General features: G+C 69.4%; 16 protein-coding genes. 4 read left to right on the forward strand and 12 right to left on the reverse strand.

The genetic code is table 11. The annotated features are described in order from the left end of the window. Positions 1-107: 107 nt before the first annotated feature. Both CMO28_RS02240 and CMO28_RS02245 read right to left on the reverse strand, forming a co-directional pair. Entirely contained in the window at positions 108-929 is an 822-nt protein-coding gene (locus tag CMO28_RS02240; RefSeq protein ID WP_296708919.1) for an enoyl-CoA hydratase-related protein, read from the reverse strand. 206 nt (positions 930-1,135) lie between these two features. Next, positions 1,136-3,517 carry a penicillin acylase family protein gene (locus CMO28_RS02245; protein ID WP_296708921.1) on the reverse strand — a complete coding sequence of 794 codons (2,382 nt, stop codon included), beginning with the start codon at positions 3,515-3,517 and terminating at the stop codon, positions 1,136-1,138. A 215-nt stretch (positions 3,518-3,732) separates the two neighbouring features. Here CMO28_RS02245 and CMO28_RS02250 point away from each other — a divergent pair, with 215 nt between their 5' ends. The 4 genes from CMO28_RS02250 (at position 3,733) to CMO28_RS02265 (ending at position 8,470) form a co-directional block, all read left to right on the forward strand. Then, positions 3,733-4,236 (forward strand): RNA polymerase sigma factor, encoded by a 504-nt coding sequence (locus CMO28_RS02250; protein WP_296708924.1) that lies wholly within the window; start codon positions 3,733-3,735, stop codon positions 4,234-4,236. Next, complete coding sequence (locus CMO28_RS02255) at positions 4,236-5,162, forward strand: FecR family protein (RefSeq protein ID WP_296708926.1); 927 nt, start codon at positions 4,236-4,238, stop codon at positions 5,160-5,162. Before CMO28_RS02250 ends, CMO28_RS02255 begins: the two co-directional genes overlap by 1 nt. A 171-nt stretch (positions 5,163-5,333) precedes the next feature. Next, positions 5,334-7,907 carry a TonB-dependent receptor gene (locus tag CMO28_RS02260; RefSeq protein ID WP_296708928.1) on the forward strand — a complete coding sequence of 858 codons (2,574 nt, stop codon included), beginning with the start codon at positions 5,334-5,336 and terminating at the stop codon, positions 7,905-7,907. Between the two features lie 83 nt (positions 7,908-7,990). Next, positions 7,991-8,470 carry a hypothetical protein gene (locus CMO28_RS02265; RefSeq protein ID WP_296708931.1) on the forward strand — a complete coding sequence of 160 codons (480 nt, stop codon included), beginning with the start codon at positions 7,991-7,993 and terminating at the stop codon, positions 8,468-8,470. Between the two features lie 772 nt (positions 8,471-9,242). Here the strand turns inward: CMO28_RS02265 and CMO28_RS02270 are convergent. The 10 genes from CMO28_RS02270 to CMO28_RS02315 all read right to left on the reverse strand — a co-directional run bounded on the left by CMO28_RS02270 (position 9,243) and on the right by CMO28_RS02315 (position 17,289). Beyond that, a complete protein-coding gene (locus tag CMO28_RS02270; protein WP_296708933.1) occupies positions 9,243-10,088 on the reverse strand; it encodes a crotonase/enoyl-CoA hydratase family protein in 846 nt (281 codons plus the stop codon). A gap of 101 nt (positions 10,089-10,189) precedes the next feature. Further along, positions 10,190-10,585 carry a hypothetical protein gene (locus CMO28_RS02275; RefSeq protein WP_296708937.1) on the reverse strand — a complete coding sequence of 132 codons (396 nt, stop codon included), beginning with the start codon at positions 10,583-10,585 and terminating at the stop codon, positions 10,190-10,192. Between the two features lie 66 nt (positions 10,586-10,651). Further along, positions 10,652-11,104 (reverse strand): hypothetical protein, encoded by a 453-nt coding sequence (locus CMO28_RS02280; RefSeq protein WP_296708939.1) that lies wholly within the window; start codon positions 11,102-11,104, stop codon positions 10,652-10,654. 58 nt (positions 11,105-11,162) lie between these two features. Further along, the gene (locus tag CMO28_RS02285) at positions 11,163-11,603 is read right to left on the reverse strand and encodes a hypothetical protein (protein WP_296708944.1); all 441 of its coding nucleotides are present in this window, start codon (positions 11,601-11,603) and stop codon (positions 11,163-11,165) included. Positions 11,604-11,707: 104 nt separating this feature from the next. After that, positions 11,708-12,085 (reverse strand): hypothetical protein, encoded by a 378-nt coding sequence (locus CMO28_RS02290; protein ID WP_296708947.1) that lies wholly within the window; start codon positions 12,083-12,085, stop codon positions 11,708-11,710. Positions 12,086-12,292: 207 nt separating this feature from the next. Continuing rightward, positions 12,293-12,655, reverse strand: coding sequence for a hypothetical protein (locus CMO28_RS02295; protein ID WP_296708948.1), 363 nt, complete (start codon positions 12,653-12,655; stop codon positions 12,293-12,295). Between the two features lie 121 nt (positions 12,656-12,776). Next, a complete protein-coding gene (locus CMO28_RS02300; RefSeq protein ID WP_296708951.1) occupies positions 12,777-13,169 on the reverse strand; it encodes a hypothetical protein in 393 nt (130 codons plus the stop codon). Positions 13,170-13,325: 156 nt separating this feature from the next. Further along, complete coding sequence (locus CMO28_RS02305) at positions 13,326-14,006, reverse strand: glutathione S-transferase family protein (protein ID WP_296708955.1); 681 nt, start codon at positions 14,004-14,006, stop codon at positions 13,326-13,328. 51 nt (positions 14,007-14,057) lie between these two features. Next, a complete protein-coding gene (locus CMO28_RS02310) occupies positions 14,058-15,203 on the reverse strand; it encodes an acyl-CoA dehydrogenase family protein (protein ID WP_296708957.1) in 1,146 nt (381 codons plus the stop codon). Between the two features lie 91 nt (positions 15,204-15,294). Further along, positions 15,295-17,289, reverse strand: a complete 1,995-nt coding sequence (locus CMO28_RS02315) for a biotin carboxylase N-terminal domain-containing protein (protein ID WP_296708961.1) — start codon at positions 17,287-17,289, stop codon at positions 15,295-15,297. Between the last annotated feature and the right edge of the window lie 11 nt (positions 17,290-17,300).

Below are 17,300 nucleotides of genomic sequence, written 5' to 3' on the forward strand. Positions count from 1 at the left end.
CAGACTACGCGAGAATGTCGGCATATGTTGACGCTTTTGCACAAAAAAAGACCCCGCCCGCGGCGATGCCGGGGCGGGGTGGGATGCGATGGCGTGTGGAGGACGGTTCAGCGGCCGGTGAAGGCCGGGGCGCGCTTTTCCACGAAATGGCTGACACCCTCGCGGAAATCCTCGCTTTCGAAGCTCTCCACCATCAGCCGGTTGGCCTCGTCCCAGGCGGTCGACAGGTTCTGGAACATCGCCCGGTAGACCTGGCCCTTCATCACGCCGATCGAGCGCGGCGAGGAGGTGGTGACCAGCTCGCGCGCGTATGTCTTGACGGCATCGAGGAAGCCGTCGGCCGGCAGGCTGCGCACCAGGCCCAGGCGCTCGGCCTCGGCGGTGCCGACCAGCCGGCCCGAGAACAGCAGTTCCAGCGCGTTCATGTTGCCGATCAGCCGCGGCAGCATCCAGGAACTGCCGTGTTCGGCGATCAGCCCGCGACGGGCGAAGGCGGTGGTGAGCTTCGCCCCCTCGGCCATGAAGCGCAGATCGGTGAACAGCACCATGCACAGGCCGATGCCGGCGACCGGGCCGTTGATCGCGGCGATCACCGGGGTCTTCAGCTTCAGCATATAGCTGAATTTCTGGTCGAAATTGTCGTCCGACACCGCTTCGGCCGCGCGCGGTTCACGCGTGCCCTGGCTTTCGGCCGCGCCCGAGAGCAGGCCCATATCGGCGCCGGCGCAGAAGCCGCGCCCGGCCCCGGTCACGATGATCGCGCGCACCGCCTCGTCGGCCTCGGCGCGGAGCATGGCATCGTGCATCTCGTCTTCCATCGCCTGGGTCCAGGCGTTGAGACGATCCGGGCGGTTGAGGGTGATGACGGCAAGCGGGCCGTCGACCTCGTAGAGGATGTCGGTGTAGGCCGGGGTGGTCTGGGCAGTCATCTGGGGGGAAACCTTCTTGTGGCGGGTTCCGTGGCCGTCGGCTTCCAGATCAAACAGTGTTCACCGTCTCAGTCGATCAGGTGAGCCAAATAGATCGGGAGGCAGATACAGCGTTTGGAACGGGATTTGATCTGGCGGCGCCGGCTTTTTGTCTTGGCGAGAGGGCTCGCATCGGTTTCCGAAGTCTACGGCAGTGACTGCGCCGGTCAAGCCCGCGCCTGCGGGCGCAGGCGGATGGTGGTGACGGTGGCGGCATCGACCGCGCCCCGGCTATAGGGCATGGGCAGGGTGGCGGCCCGCGCCCAGTCTTCGGCATGGTCGGCCAGATGGGGGCTCGCCGGATCGCCCGACTGGCCGGGGCCGTTGACGAAGCGCGCCGCATCCCAGTTGCCGACATCGATCACCATGCGGAACGAGGCGCCGATCACCAGCCGCCCGTCCGTCGGGCGATAAGTGGTGTTCATCACCGTCATGCCCGACCCGCCGACCGGCAGCGGGCCGATCTGCGGGAAGCCCCCGATACCCGCCTCGGCCAGCGGATGGATGAAGAGCGCATGGTGGAACCGCCCCCAGTCCCAGCCGGCCGGGTCGGCGCCGAAGCGGTGGCGGCAATCGGCCACCGCCCGGGCGAGTGTCGGCAGCAGCAGCCCGCGGGCCGCCGGGTCGGTGTCCAGCCGGTCGAGCAGGGTTTCGACGTCGCCGGGTTCCAGCATCCGGCGCAGCACGGGATCATCGGTCGCCTGGTCGAGCAGGGCCGGGCGCAGGTGATGGGTCCACCAGATCTCGAACAGCGCCGCGGCCGGCGTTTTCAGCCGCAGATGATGATCCCAGCCGGTAAGCAGGGCCAGGCCGTCCTGAAGGTCGCCGGCGGGTGCCGTGTCGGGTGCCGGCAGATGGCCGCAGACCCGCGCGGCCGGGATCGAGAACACATCGCCCTGCAGGGCCTCGGCCGCGGCCGGGTCGTGCGGCGGGCCATCGGCCAGCACCGCCTTGATCCGGTCGGCACGGAAGGGTTCCAGCCATTCGAAGCCGAAGCCGCGCGCACGCAACGGCCCCTCGGGCAGGTTCATCTCGTTGGCGGTGGCGATGAAGCCGCGGGGCGGGTCGATCTCGCGCGGCAGGCCGGCCGGATCCTGAAAACCGGTCCAGTCGTAGCGCCCGTCGCCCGGCACCGGCAGCAGCCCGTCCGAGGCCGGGCGCAGCGGCAGTTTCGCGCCCACGATCCAGGCGATCCGCCCGTCGATATCGGCATAGACATGGTTGGTAGAGGGCACCGACCAGTGGCCGAGTGCGGCGGCATAGGCTTCGGGAGAGCGCGCCCGCATGCAGCCCAGCCCCGCCAGATAGGGGGCCGCCCCCGGTTCCGACCAGACGGTGCGCACCGCAAAGGCGCGGCGGCGGTCCGCATCGCGGAAGATCACCGGGCCGTGGACGGTGAAATGCAGCGTGACCGTCTGGTCCGGGCAACCCTTCACCGGGATGGTCTCTTCCACCACCGTCATCGGCACATAACTGTCGCCATGGCGGTAGAGCAGCGGGTCCTCCGCCGCGGTTTCGCAGACGAACAGATCTTCCTGATCAGCCGGGAAGATGGTGAGCGCAAAGGCGGCATGGCCGTTATGGCCAAGCGAGATGCCGGGGATGGCGGGCTCCCCCGCCCCGATCACGTCGAGCCCGGGGGCGGTGAGGTGGACCGCATAGCGCAACGCCGGCAGGGCGTAGTTGCGATGCGGGTCGCTGGCGAGCAGGGCCCGGCCGGTGGCCGTGCGCCCGGGCGCCACCACCCAGTTGTTGGAGCCTTCGGCCGCCGCCATCACCGCCATCACCCGCCCCTCGGCATCGACGCGGGACCAGTGCTGCGCCTCGTCAAGGCCGGCGGCGAGCCGGGCGGACTCGAAACTCACCGGGGCGGTGGCGAGCAGGAAATCATCCAGCACCCGGGCGCCGACATCCTCGGGGTCGAGCCCGTGGGGCACCCGGATCTCATGCGCCGGCGCGATCGAACGGCGGACCAGGTCCAGCGCCAGCGCCGCTTCGTCGTCGGCCGCCCGGCCCTGTTCGCGGGCCAGCGCCCGGGCACGCCCCAGAAGGCGGGCGCGCATCACTTCGGATGTCAGGTTGCGCACCAGGGCATGGCTGCGGATGCGGACCACATCCTCGGGCGCCCAGCGCGCCGGCCGGGTGCCCAGCGCGTGGAATTCGGGCGCCAGCAGCCCGGGATCGGCCTCGGTCAGCGCGATCCAGGCATTGATGCCGCGGGTGAAGGCGGCAAGGATCCCCTTCAGCCCCGGCACCCCATAGGCCGCCCATTCCGCCGCCATGTCGCCGCGATAGAGAAACAGCCGCGCGGCGCGGTCCTGCGCCAGATAGCCCGGCCCGAAATCGGCCGAAAGCAGCCCCAGCCCGCGCTTGCGCCACAGATCGATCTGCCACAGCCGGTCGCGCGCGGCGTTGAACCCCTGCAGCAGAAACAGATCCGCCTCCGACCCCGCCCGCAGATGGGCCAGCCCGCAGGCATCGATCCGGATCTCGGCAAGGCCGTCGAGACCGGCCAGGATGATATCGTCGGGCATGCGATCGGCGGCCATGGGGCGAAGGATCCTCGCAGTCGGATGTGGCGGGAAGGCGGCTGACGGGAAGGCGAGTGACGGGAGAGGGGCGCATGAAGCGGGGGGTGGCGTCAACTGGTCGCGTTCAATTAAGAATGAGACGCATTGTCATAACACATCCCGCCCGCTAGACTGCCGTCAGCCAGCCGCCAGCTTCATTCACCGCAGATCACCGATCAGGGGGGCGGGGAGGGGTGGCGACGCGCGCGCTCTCGATATCCAGGCTGTATGGTCATGAACGCGATCGTCTGCGGGCGATCGCGCGGCGGATTCTGGGCGATCCGGTGACGGCCGAGGATCTCGTGCAGCAGGCCTTCGTCAACCTGCTGGGCCGCAGCACCCATGCCGATCCGCCGCCGGTGAGCCAGGCCTATATCACCGCGGCGGTGCGGCATCTGACCCTCAATCATTTGCGCAATGCGAAACGCCGGGGCGAGGTGGCGCTGGATGACGCGGCGCTGGCCGCGATCCCGGCGCCGGTCGCGAGCCCCGAGGATACCGTCATCCATCGCGCGGAGCTGCGGCGGCTGCTGAAGGCGATCGAGGCCCTGCCCCGGCGGCGGCGGCAAGTCTTCGTGCTGAGCCGGCTGGCGGGGTTGAGTTATATCGACATCGCGGAGCGCATGGGCATTTCACGCAACACCGTCATCTCGCAGATCGCCTCGGCCATGGTCGATCTGGACCGGGCGCTGGGCTGATGGCGGGCGTGATCGACGAGGATGACCGCGCCGCGGCGATGCGCTGGTTCCTGCTGCTGAACGAGGAGCCGGTGGCGGCAGAAGACCGCGCCGCCTTCGCCCGCTGGCTGGCCGGCGGCGAGGGGCGGGTTGCCGCCTATGCCCGGGCGGAAGAGTTGTGGGACCGGTTCGGTGCGGTGAAACCCGCCTGGCAGCGGATGCAGACACGGCGGCGGGTCGGCCGGCGGGCGGTGCTGACCGGTGGCGTGGCGCTGATGGCGGGCGCCGCCGCCTCGGGGCTGGTGGCGCCCGGCCGGCTGCTCGCCGAGGAGACCACCGGCACGGGCGAGCGCCGCGAGCTGGTGCTGGCCGATGGCAGCCGGGTGGAACTGGGCGGCCGCTCCGCACTCTCCACCCGCTTCGATGGCAATCATCGTCTGGTCATGCTGGAGGCGGGGGAGGCCTGGTTCCGCCCTGCGGCCGATCCACGCCCCTTCGTGCTGCGCACGGGCGAGGGGCTGATCACCGCCGGACCGGCCGGTTTCGACGTGAAGCGCCGCGAGGGCCGGACCATCGCCGCCGCTCTGGACGGCCCCCTGCGCCTGCACCCGGCAGAGGGGGCGCCGGTCGATCTGGCGGCGGGCCACCGATCGGCCTTCGACGCGCGTGCCGCCGGAGAGCCCCGCCCCTGCCGCGCGCAGGAGGTGCTGGCCTGGCGCCGCGACCGGATCGTTTTCGAGGACGAGACGCTGGCGGCGGTGGTCGAGGATCTGGAGCGCTACCGCCCGGGCCGGATTCTGCTCGGCGGCGAGCGGGTGGCGGATCTGAAGGTGACCGCCGTCTTCGACCTGACCCGGCCGGAGCACGCGCTCGACATTCTGGCCGAGACCCTGGCGCTCAGGATCCGCCGCCTGGCCGGGCTCGCCCTGATCACCCGGGCGGGCTGAACGGTGTCTCCGTCCCAAAAAAATCTATCGGCCGGATCATAACCTTCCACGCCTCGGGTGTCTGGATCATGAGGGCCGCCGGCGGGCGGCCGATCGTGGGACATGACCGACAGGGAAGGACGGCCGGGAATGCCGGATCACATGATGAGAAGATGGGGAGCCGCGACGCTGGTGTTCCTCGTGACCGGGGCGATGCTGCCACTGGCGCCGGCACCGGCCGCCGCGCAGGTGTCGGCGGTGCGCGACTATGCGATCGCAGCCCAGCCGCTGGCGGCGGCGCTGGTGCGCTTCTCAGAAACCAGCGGCCGGCAGGTGGTGGCCGATGGCGAGCTGCTGCGCGGCCGCACCACCGGCGGCGTCACCGGCAGCTATGCGGATGATGCCGCCCTCGTCCGGCTGCTGGCCGGCACCGGTCTCACCTGGCGGTTCAGCGGCGAGGCGGTGATCATCCAGCCGGCACCGGAGACCGGGGATGCCCGACAGTTGCAGCCGCTGGTGGTAACAAGCGCCATACCTGCAACCGACAAACCCTATGAGACGGCGGCGCCGGTGGCGCATATTTCGGGCGAAACCATCCAGCGCTTCCGCGGCAGCAGCCCGGCGGACATCTTCCGGGGCGTGGCCGGGGTGATGTCGGGCGAGGCGCGCAACGGCGCCGGATCGGTCGACGTCAACATCCGGGGCATGCAGGGCATGGGCCGGGTGGCGACCACGATCGACGGGGCCGAGAATCTGGTGACCGTCTATCAGGGCTATCAGGGCGCGTCGAACCGCACCTTCGTCGATCCCGACCTGCTGGCCGAGGTGGACATCACCAAGGGCTCGGACGTTTCGTCTTTCGGTACGGCAGGCACGGTGGCGATGCGCACGCTCTCGGCCCGGGACATCGTGCAGGAGGGCGAGGATTTCGGCGTCCGGCTGAAGGGTGGGTTCGGCACCAACACCTCGTCGCCCAAGGCCGGCGATGCGGCGGGCTATGCCTGGCCGTCGAATTCCCCGGCGGCACCCACCGCCAGCCCCACCGGGCTCGACCGGCCCGGCTGGGCGGAGCCGACCAGCGGCTCGGGCAGCGCGGTTGCCGCCTATCGCGATGCCGATATCGACCTGCTTGCGGCCTATGCCTATCGCAAACAGGGCAATTATCATGCCGGCAGCCATGGCCCGGCGGCGACCGTCACCAATCTGGGGCCGGGCGAATACTGCACCAGCTGGGGCAGTTGCACCCAGGTCGATGCCCGCTACCAGAATGGCGGCATCGCCAATTACCGCGCCGGTGAAGAGGTACTGAACACCGAGCTTGAGACCACCTCGTGGCTGGGCAAGGCGGGGCTGCGCTTCGGCGACGGCCACGCCGTGCAGCTGGGCTATACCAAATTCCGCAGCGAGGCCGGCGACCGCATCGCCTCGCGGCTGACCGGCGAGACTTCGCAGGCCGTCCAGCTGGGCCAGACCGCCGGCACCTGGCTGGATACCGGCACCTTCAATTATCGCTGGAAGCCCGAGGGCGAACCGCTGATCGACCTGAAGGCCAATCTCTACTGGTCGCATCTGGAGCTGCGCAACCCGCTCCGCACCGGCTGGCAGTTGCCGAAGCCGGGCGATTTCCGCGCCGGCTCGGACACCGATATGTGGGGGGCGGAGATCACCAATGTCAGCCGGGTGGCGACCGGCTTCGGCGACACCACCTTCACCTATGGCCTGTCCTATCGCGGCGAGGATACCGGGCCGAGCGACGGCACCCGCGAGGCCGAAACCTGGCTCGACTATCGCGATGCGAAACGCGAGGAGGCGGCCGGATTCGTCAAGGTCGCGTGGGAGGCCACCGACTGGCTGACGGTGAATGGCGGCCTGCGCTACATGCACTTCCGGACCCAGGATCGCAACGACCCCTATCTCGAACGCGGCTATGACTATGACACGCGCTTCAGCGATGGCGGCTTCAGCCCGTCGCTGGGCGTGACGGTGGAGCCCTTCGACGGCACACAGCTCTATGTCAATTATTCCAATGTGATGCGGGCGCCCAGCCTGATCGAGACCGCATCGGCCTTCACCATGGGCGTCAACCCCGACGTCACGCCGGAACGGTCGCGGAACTGGGAGCTGGGCGTCAACCAGCGTGTGCGCGGCGTGCTCGACCCGGCCGACGACGCCATGGTCAAGCTCAGCTATTTCAACTGGGATGTTCAGGATTACATCGCGCGCGAGTGGTATCACAACACCGAACAGAATTACTGGAGCATGCATATCTACAATCTGGACCGGGCGAAGTTCGAAGGCCTCGAAATCTCCGGCCGCTATCGCCAGGCCGGATTCACGGCGGAGTTTTCCGCAAACTATTATCTGAACGTCGAATTCTGCCGCACGGCCGACGGCTGCATCGACAAGTCGCTCTATGGCGACTATGCCACCAACCATGTGCCGCCGGAATATTCGGCCGACCTGACGCTGTCGCAGCTGCTGTTCGACGACATGCTGACTCTGGGCGGCCGCGTCTCGCATATCGGGCCCCGCGCCATCGGCCATGGCGACGTCACGGCCCAGGGCGCGTCGCAGTTCATTTCCCAGGTGAACTGGAAGCCCTATACCCTGGTCGACCTGTTCGCGGATATCGAGATCAACGAGAACCTGACCACCAGCCTGTCGGTGATGAACCTGACCGACCGCTATTACGTCGACCCGCTGGGGCTGGTGAACCAGCCGGGGCCGGGCCGGACGCTTTACGCCTCGGCGACGCTCCGCTTCTGATCCGGCGGCGATCCGGTGCATAATGCCGGAACCGGCCGCAAGGCCGGTTCCGTGCCCCTGCACCCTGCGGGTCCCGTCTGCCGATGTCCTCCGACGCCGAAACCTTTCGCCGCCTGCTGCGCCGCCCGGTCGACGACCCGGCGGTGCAGGCGCTGATACAAGTCGCCCCCGACGGGCTGGAGCGGGTGGACTGGACCGGCTTCATCCGCCTGCAGCGCCACGGGGTGGCGGTCATGTTCAAGACCGCCCCCTGGGTGACCGGCGAAGAGGGCGAGACCCTGCATGTCGAGGCCGTCCATTTCTACAGCCCCGGCTATGAGAATTCGGCCGGTTTCGCGGGCAGCCTGCCGGCCGGTCTCACCTTCGGCGCCGAAGAGGCACCGATCCGCGCCGCGCTCGGCGAGATCCGCAACCAGGGCGGCGGCACCTTCAGCCGCACGCTGCGCCGCACCGTGCCGCGCTGGATCTCCTATGATCTGGGCGCGGACATCCTGCACCTGCAATTCAGCGCCACCGGCGGGCTGGACCTGGTGACGATCTACGTGCCGCTGCCGGGGGTGTGACCGGCCCGGCCCGCGAACCCCAGGCACCCGTAAAAACCCCGGCACGGAGACGCCCGACCGCTGCCTGATGCACAGCCGGGCCCACCCACTTCTTACAGACAGAAAATCCCGTCATCCCCGCGGAGGCGGGGATGACGGTGGTGGGGTGTGGGGCGAACCTGGCGAGGGCGGTGCCTGACATGAACGGATGTGAGGGTGGGGCGAACATGGTGGGGGCAGCGCCTGACATGGGCGGACGACGGCGGTAGGGGTCGGCGAACCCGGCAGCGACAGCGCCGGACACGAGCAGTGCGGAGCGGCATCATGGGCCCGTCTGACCGCAACATGCCACGGCATGCAACGCCCCTGTCCGGCCCTCCCTTTGCCGACCTCTGCACACCCCCTATACCGTCATCCCCGCGAAGGCGGGGATCCAGGTTCGTCCCCCCATAAAGAACGCCGCCCGCCCTCGGGTCCACCGGTGATGGCCGACATGACTGCCCACGCCCCTGGCCCCCCGTTCATTCTCGCGGAAACCAACCTGGATCCCCGCCTTCGCGGGGATGACGGTGGTGGGGTGTGGGGCGAACCTGGCGGGGCCGGCGCCTGACATGAACCGACGATGGTTGTGCGTGTTGTGCGGAGAACATCGGCGGCTGTGCATGACGCCGACCGTATCCGGGTCGTGGTCTGGCGCTCATCTCCGGTTGCAGGGCGGGCAGCGCGCCGGACAGGGCCGCTGCCCGTGCGATGGGAGAGGTACCAGGCCCCGGGTCGCGCCGCCGGACGCGGGTCAGTCGCGGAAGCTGGCCGGTCGCTTTTCGAAGAAAGCGGTCATCGCTTCGGTCAGGTCGTCCGACAGCAGCATGGCGGCGTTCCAGGTGGCGATGTAGTTCAGCCCGTCGGCGACCGAATGGTCGCGGACATAGGTGATCATCTCCTTGGTGCCGCGGATGGCGAGCGGGGATTTGGCGGCGATCCCGGCCGCGATCGCCAGTACGCCGTCGTTCAGTGCGTCGACGGTGGGGAAGCGGCGGTTGATCAGCTGCATGGCCTCGGCTTCGGCCGCGGTCACCTTGCGGGCGGTATAGGCCAGTTCTCGCGCCATGCCTTCGCCCACGATCTTGGGCAGGCGCTGCAGGGTGCCGACATCCGCCGCCAGGCCCATATCGACCTCTTTCACCGAGAACCAGGCGTCGTCGGCGGCATAGCGCATGTCGCAGGCGGTGATCAGGTCGATGCCGCCGCCGACGCAGGGGCCGTTGACGGCCGCGATCACCGGCTTGCGGCAGCGTTCGACCGAGGTGACGGTGTCCTGGATGTCCAGGATCTGGCGGCGGAGCTTTTCACCCCGCCTTCCGTCGCAGCCGTCGGCCACCTCGTCCTTCATCGCGCCCAGCATGGCCAGATCGATGCCGGCGGTGAAGAAGCGCCCGGCGCCGGTGATGATGCCGACGCGCGCTTGCGGAGTCTCGTCCAGCCATTCCATCGCCGCCTTCAGCTCCACCCACATCGGCGCATTCATGGCATTGGCCTTGTCCGGCCGGTTCAGCGTCACCCGGGCGACGGCATTCTCCAGCGTGACGGTCAGGGTGGTGAAGTCCGGCGGCGTGACGGCAGCGGGGCGGGAGGCGGACATCGGGGCGTTTCCTCGTCAATCAGACGTTCGTTTCAATTTGCCCGATTGTCCGTCATACCTTCCGTCAGTGCAAGGGCGTGCGCGCAAGGCTGCGCGCCCTGTCAGCGGCTTCCGAACAACTTGCCGACAACCGACCCCATCACCGGCATCAGGGTGGAGAGCAGGGACCCGAAGAGGCCGACCCCGCCGGCCACCCCCTCCAGATCGGCATCGTTCAAGCTATCCGTGCCGGCAAGCGGCGGCACCGGCAGGACCAGATGGTCGGCGGTGCTGCGCGCCGCGACGGCGGCGGCCTCTGCGGGGGCGGTGATTTCGGCGCTGACCTGCACGCCCTCGGCCAGGATGAAACCGGCGCGGGTCAGCTCGGCCTTCGGGTCGGCCAGGAGCCGGTGATGACATGCTGCATCGTGGCTGGCTGCGGCCAGCAGCCGGGCCAGATCTTCAAGCGTCGCAGCCTGCGGCGCGGCCGGTACGGGGGCGTGATGCGGGGTGGCCATCAGGGGGCTCCGGGTGTCGTGTCGGACAGGATGGGCCCGGGGAGGGGGGCCGGAGAGGGGGCGCCGCTAGGAGTTGTAGACGGCGGAGATGTCGTTGATCGTCTTGGCCGCCGCGCCCTTGACGGAATGGCCCGTGAACAGCCCGATGGCGAACAGCACGCCGGCGCCCATGGCCATCAGATGGGCCATGAACCGGCCGCCCGCGCCGCTGCCGGCCACGGCCTCCAGATCCGCATCGCTCAACTCGCCATCCGACAGCGGCGGCAGGGGCAGCACCAGGCATGACGGCGTGGTACGGGCAAGCACGGCGGCAAAACCGGCGGGGGAGGTCACCTCGGTCGTGACCTCTACCCCCTCGGCGACCGGCAGGCCGGCCTCGGCCAGGACCGCCCGCGGGTCGGCGCGCAGCCGGCCATGCAGATCGGGATCGCGGCCGGCGGCTTCAAGCAGCCCGGCCAGCTGCCCCAGGATCTCGGCCTGAAGGGCGTCCGGCACGGTGGGGTGAAGGGTGTCTGCCATGAGGGATCTCCCGGCCTGCATGCATGTCGAGGCAACAAGAATAACAGTGAGGCGCGCGTCAGCTCCCGCCCCGGGCGGCCTGCGCATCGGCATTGTGCTGGGCGACCGCCCCGGTTATGTCGACCTTCCGGTAAAAAATCTGGTTGAAGGCCGCCCGTGCGGCCCCGAACAGGCTGCCGAAGAAATTGGCGAGCGCGCCGCCACCGGAGACGCCGTCCAGATCGGCATCGCTCAGCTCGCGGCCGTCGACCAGCGGCGGCACCGGCAGGACCAGATGGTCGGGGGTGGTGCGGCCCGCCACCGCCGCGGCCCGGGCGGGCGGGGTGATCTCTGCCGTCACCTCGACGGCATCGCCCACCGGCAGGCCGGCTTCGGCCAGGGCCGCGCGCGGATCGGTCAGCAGGCGCTGATGCAGGGCCGGGTTATGGGCGGCATCGTTCAGCAGCCGGGCCAGGTGGTGCAGGACATCGGTGTCGGTCGCGGCAGTGGCGTCGGTCATGGAACAAGCTTCCGCTGGCGTGCAGTCATCACCGCAGTATACCGGGGGCGGTCCGGCGGGACTTTTCGCTCCGTCTCTAAAACCCGGCCGTCTGTCTCATCGGGTCAACGGCCGTTCATCAGCTTGCCGACGGCCGATCCGGCGACCGACCCGATGGCCGAGATCAAATCGTTGAACCAGCCGCCACCGGCAACCCGGTCCAGATCACTGTCGTTGAGCGCCGTATCGCCGGCCAGCGGCGGCACCGGCAGGATCAGCCAGGTGGGGGTGGTGCGCGCCACCACGGCCGCAGCCTGGGCCGGCGGGGGGATTTCGGCCGTCACCCGGACATCGTCGTCGACGGCGATGCCGGCCGCGGTGAGTGCGGCGCGCGGATCGGCCAGCAGGCGCTGATGCAGGGCGGGGTTGTGGGCGGCATCGTTCAGCAGCCGGGCCAGGCGGTGCAGCGGATCGGTCGGGGCGAGGGCGGGGGTGTCGGGCATGGCATCGGTCTTTCGCTGTCCTGCGTCCGCGCGCGCAGGCTGATGCCCCCAGTATAGCGCGGGCGGCCGGGCCCGACTTTTCGCGCCGTCTCTGAAACCCGGCCGTCCGTCTCATTCCGTCATCGGCTGCCCACGGGCCTGCCGATGCCCGATCCGGTGATCGACCCGATGGCCGGGATCAGGTCGTTGCCTCCGATGTGCGGGAAACTAGGCGAAGGCCTTGCGGAAGACCCCGATCAGGGCGTTGAAGATCGTGATCAGCGCGCCGCCGCCGCCGGCCACCCCCTCCAGCTCGTCATCGCTGAGTTCGGTGCCCGAGGCGAGCGGCGGCACCGGCAGGATCAGCCGGTCGGGCGTGCTGCGCGCCGCGACGGCGGCCGCTTCGGCAGGCGGGGTGATCTCTGCCGTCACCTCGACGGCATCATCGACCGGCAGGCCGGCTTCGGCCAGGGCCGCGCGCGGATCGGCCAGCAGGCGCTGATGCAGGGCGGGGGTGCGGGCGGCATCGTTCAGCAGCCGGGCCAGGCGATGCAGGGCATCGGTGTCGATGGTGGCAATGGCGTCGGTCATGGAACACTCTTCCGCTGGCGTGGGGTCATCGTCGCAAGGGCGCAGGGACGGCCCGGCCGGGTTTTTCGCCGCGTCTCTGAAACCCGGCCGTCCGTCTCATTCCGGCTTATGGTCCGCGCGGTCAACGCAGGCCGAATATGCCCGGGATGCCGGTCGTGAACGAGGGGCCGAAGGTCTGCACCTGATCGTAGAACCGGTTGCCGCCCGACACATGGTCCAGATCGGCATCGCTCAGCGCATCCTGGCCGGCGAGCGGCGGGACGGGCAGGACCAGATGGTCCGGGGTGGTCACCTCGGCAATCGCCGCGGCATCGGCGGGATCCGTGATACGCACGGTCACCTGAACGCCGTCGGCCACAGCCAGGCCGGCCTCGGCCAGCACGGCCGTCGGGGTCTGGCACAGCCGGTGATGAAGCGCGGCGTCACGGCCGGCGGCGGCCAGCAGCCGGGCCAGTCGTTCAAGAATGTCCGTCTGTTGCGCTGCCGGCGCGTGTGCATGGATGGCGTCTGCCATGGCGGGTCTCCCGGCCCTGCGTGCATATCGAAGATGTGGCCTGGCGGATGACTGGCTCACCAATCCATCCGCCGGCACCATCCCTGACATGCCGTCGCGTCCGATCAAAGGCATCGGCGGTGGCCGGGTAAACCCCTGGCGATACCGGGCGGTCTGTTACCCGGACACCCCGATCTTCGGCACCGGCACGCCCTGCTCTTCCGCCGCCTTCAGCTGCACCGCCTTGGCGCGCTTAAAGCCTTCGCGCCCCGACAGCCGCTCCCAATAGGCGCGGACATTGGGGCCGAGTTCGCCCGCCAGCCCCACCGAATGGGCGAGCAGGATGGCATAGCCGACCGAGATGTCGGCCGCGGTGAAGCGGCCGGCGCAGAGCCAGTCCTGTTCGCCGGTCATCTGCTCGATCAGCCGCAGCCGGGCCAGGAACCATTTGGCGTAGTCGTCGGCGGCCTGGGGCAGCTTGCGCTCGTCGGGTTCGAAGAAGCGATAGCGCAGCACCAGGGTCTGCGGGAAGGTCAGCGTCGCCTCGCCGAAATGCAGGAAGTTGAGGAAGGGGCCGTAATCGGCCTCGTCCGGCGCCACCGCCAGGCTGGTCGGGCCATAGCGGGTGACGAGATACTGGCAGATCGCCGCCGATTCGGTCATCCGCTTGCCCTCGTCGAACAGGGCCGGGATGGTGCCGAGCGGGTTGATCTCCAGATAGCTCTTCTGGAACACCCGGGGCGGGAAGGGCAGCATCTTCAGCTCGTAGGCCGGGCCGCCGGTCTCCACCGTCAGCTCCTCCAGCGTCCAGAGCGGGCGGAAGGAACGGGCGTCGTGGCAGTGATAAAGCGTCAGCAAGGCGTCTGATCCTCCCGGGTGCTGTCCGTCCGGCGTAGGGGGCAGCGGGGCCTAGAGCCCCATCTGCCGGCTCGCCAGATCCTTCATGATTTCCTCGGCGCCGCCGCCGATGGCATTCACCTTCACTTCGCGGTAGATCCGTTCCACCGCCGCCCCGCGCATATAGCCGGCGCCGCCGAAGATCTGCACGGCTTCCGAGGCACAATACGCCATGGTCTGCGTGGCCTGGTTCTTGGCCATGCAGATCTGGGCAACCGGATTGTCGCCGGCTTCCAGCGCCCAGACCAGTCTTTCGATGAAGGCCTCGGTCACCTCCACACGCTGGGCCATGTCGACCAGCTTGTGGCGGATGACCTGATGGGCGGACAAGGGCTTGCCGAAGGTGATGCGCTCGCGGGCATAGGCGGCCGCCTCTTCCACGCAGACCCGGGCGAAGGCGCAGGCCGTGGTGGCGAGCGCGATCCGCTCGTCGTTGAAGTTCAGCATGATGGTCCGGAAGGCCGAGCCTTCCTCGCCGATCAGATTGGCGACCGGCACCCGCACCTCGTCGAAATGCAGCGTCGCGGTGTCCGATGCCCACCAGCCCATCTTCTTGAGCGGCGTGCGGGCGAAGCCGGGGCTTGCCGCCTCGATCACCATCAGGCTGATGCCGTCGCGGCCGGGCCCGCCGGTGCGCACCGCGACCGTGTAATAATCGGCGCGCATGCCCGAGGTGATGAAGGTCTTCTCGCCGCTGACCACATAATGGTCGCCCTCGCGCCGCGCCTTCGTGCGGATACTGGCGACATCGGAGCCGCCATTGGGTTCGGTGATCGCCAGCGCCGAGATCTTCTCGCCCGCCAGAATGCCCGGCAGCACCCGGGCCTTCAACTCGTCGGAGCCGGCCTTCAAAATCGGCGGCGCGCCGATGGTGTGGCTGAGCAGGCTGGCCGGCACGCCGCCCGCCCCGCAGCGCGCCAGTTCCCGGCCGGCGATCATGCTCATGAACCGGTCGGCCGGGATGCCGCCATACTCTTCCGGATAGCCGAGGCCGAGCAGCCCGATCTCCGCCGCCCTGCGGTAGAGGTCGCGGGGGAATTCGCCCGCCTCGTCCCAGTCATTGACGAAGGGGGTGATCTCGCGCGCCACCCAGCGGCGGAGCGTGTCCTGCCACTCCAGATGCTCGGGCGAGAGATAGGGGGAGCGCAGGAGGTTCATGGGGGGCGTCTCCGTGGGTTCAGCCTGCCGCAGCCGGGTTGGTTCAGCCTGCGGCGGCCGGGTTGGTTCAGCCTGCGGCAGCCGGGTTGGTTCAGCCTGCGGCAGCCGGGGCTTCGATCTCGACCAGCACCTGGCCCGCGCCGACCTGATCGCCGTCGCCGACGGTGATGGCGGTGATCCGGCCGGCGAGGTCGGCCTTGTGGACATGCTCCATCTTCATCGCCTCCAGCGTCACCAGCGGCCGGCCGGGCTCGACCTCGTCGCCGATGGCGGCCAGAACCGCGACCACGCGGCCGTTCATCGCCGCCCGGATCCGGCCGTCACCGGCGGCCTCGCCGGCCCGATGGGCGGGTTCGAAAGACCGGTCGTCGATGCGGACCGGCCGGCCGTCCAGATGCAGATGCAGCACATGGCCGTCGCGGGCGAAGCGCAGCCGGGTGGTGGTGCCGTCGATGGTGACCACCAGCGCGCCGGCGATACCATCGGCTTCGGGTACAAGCTCGATCGGTGCCAGCGCCACCGTCGCGCCATCGACCTCGGCCGTGAAGCTTCCGGGGCCGGACCGGGCGATGGAGACGGTCGTCGCGGTGCCGTCGATGGCCAGCAGCACCGGCACCGGCAGGGTATGGGCCAGGCTGCGCCCGGCGACGCCGCGGCCATCGGTGGCGATGCCGTGGAGCAGCAGGGCCGCGACCGCGGCGGCGCGGCGGTCGGCCAAGGCATTGCGGGCCAGCAGTTCGTCGCCATGGGCGCCGATGAAGGCGGTGGTCGCCTGGCCGGCCGCGAAGACCGGATGGGCCAGACAGGCCGCCAGGAAGCCCTGATTGGTGGCGATGCCCAGCGCCACCGTGTCTTCCAACCCGTGGATCAGCTTGCGGCAGGCATCGGCGCGGCTGGCGCCATGGGCGATGACCTTGGCGATCATGGAATCGTAATAGGGCGAGATTTCCGGGTCGCCGCCCAGCGCATGATCGACCCGCAGCGCCGCGGTCGGCGCCCAGGCGCGGAAGCGGCCGCTCTGGGGCATGAAGCCCTTCGCCGGATCCTCGGCACAAAGCCGGACCTCGATCGCATGGCCCCGCACCTGGACCTGAGCCTGGGTGATCGGCAGCGGCTGTCCGGCTGCGGCGATCAGCTGCAGCTCGACCAGGTCGAGCCCGGTGACCGCCTCGGTGACGGGATGCTCCCCCTGCAGCCGGGTGTTCATCTCCATGAAGTAATAGCGGCCCTGGGCGTCGAGCAGGAATTCCAGCGTGCCGGCGCCCTCGTAACCGATCGCGCGGGCGGCCTGGACGGCGGTCTCGCCCATCCGCGCCCGCAGATCTTCATCGACCGCGGGCGAGGGCGCCTCTTCGATCACCTTCTGGTGGCGACGCTGAACCGAGCAGTCGCGCTCGCCCAGATGCAGCACATTGCCATGACGGTCGGCGATGACCTGGATTTCGACATGGCGCGGCGACAGGATCGCCTTTTCGACGATCACATCCGGGTTGCCGAAGGCGCTCTGCGCTTCCGATCGTGCGCTCTTGAGCGCTGCGGGGAAGTCGGCCTCACGCTCGACCAGCCGCATGCCGCGGCCGCCGCCGCCGGCGGTCGCCTTGATCATCACCGGAAAGCCGATCCGGCCGGCCTCGGCGGCAAGCCGGGCCTCGTCCTGGTCCTCGCCCTGATAGCCGGGCACGCAGGGCACGCCGGCCGCTTCCATCACCCGCTTGGCGCCGGCCTTGTCGCCCATGGCGATGATGGCGGCGGGCGAGGGGCCGATGAACACGATCCCGGCCTCGGCGCAGGCGCCGGCGAACCCGGCATTCTCGGCCAGGAAGCCATAGCCCGGATGGATGGCATCGGCGCCGGCGGCTTTGGCGGCGGCGATGATCGCATCGATCCTGAGATACGAGGCGGCGGGTGCGGCTTCGCCGATGCGCACGGCCCGGTCGGCCTCGCGGACATGGGCGGCGCCGGCATCGGCATCGGAATAGACCGCGACCGTGCGATAGCCCAGGCGGCGGGCGGTGCGGATCACCCGGCGGGCGATCTCGCCGCGATTGGCGATGAGGATGGTGGAGAAGGGGGTAGGTTCGGCCATGACCCTGACAC

It is taken from the genome of Tistrella sp. (assembly GCF_002684955.1).
Taxonomy (GTDB): domain Bacteria; phylum Pseudomonadota; class Alphaproteobacteria; order Tistrellales; family Tistrellaceae; genus Tistrella; species Tistrella mobilis.

Coding starts and splice junctions, on each gene's coding strand:
- CMO28_RS02240 (WP_296708919.1), bottom strand. CDS start 929: ATGACTGCCCAGACCACCCCGGCCTACACCGACATCCTCTACGAGGTC.
- CMO28_RS02300 (WP_296708951.1), bottom strand. CDS start 13,169: ATGGCAGACGCCATCCATGCACACGCGCCGGCAGCGCAACAGACGGAC.
- CMO28_RS02310 (WP_296708957.1), bottom strand. CDS start 15,203: ATGAACCTCCTGCGCTCCCCCTATCTCTCGCCCGAGCATCTGGAGTGG.
- CMO28_RS02285 (WP_296708944.1), bottom strand. CDS start 11,603: ATGACCGACGCCACTGCCGCGACCGACACCGATGTCCTGCACCACCTG.
- CMO28_RS02315 (WP_296708961.1), bottom strand. CDS start 17,289: ATGGCCGAACCTACCCCCTTCTCCACCATCCTCATCGCCAATCGCGGC.
- CMO28_RS02275 (WP_296708937.1), bottom strand. CDS start 10,585: ATGGCCACCCCGCATCACGCCCCCGTACCGGCCGCGCCGCAGGCTGCG.
- CMO28_RS02270 (WP_296708933.1), bottom strand. CDS start 10,088: ATGTCCGCCTCCCGCCCCGCTGCCGTCACGCCGCCGGACTTCACCACC.
- CMO28_RS02265 (WP_296708931.1), top strand. CDS start 7,991: ATGTCCTCCGACGCCGAAACCTTTCGCCGCCTGCTGCGCCGCCCGGTC.
- CMO28_RS02255 (WP_296708926.1), top strand. CDS start 4,236: ATGGCGGGCGTGATCGACGAGGATGACCGCGCCGCGGCGATGCGCTGG.
- CMO28_RS02290 (WP_296708947.1), bottom strand. CDS start 12,085: ATGCCCGACACCCCCGCCCTCGCCCCGACCGATCCGCTGCACCGCCTG.
- CMO28_RS02295 (WP_296708948.1), bottom strand. CDS start 12,655: ATGACCGACGCCATTGCCACCATCGACACCGATGCCCTGCATCGCCTG.
- CMO28_RS02280 (WP_296708939.1), bottom strand. CDS start 11,104: ATGGCAGACACCCTTCACCCCACCGTGCCGGACGCCCTTCAGGCCGAG.
- CMO28_RS02245 (WP_296708921.1), bottom strand. CDS start 3,517: ATGGCCGCCGATCGCATGCCCGACGATATCATCCTGGCCGGTCTCGAC.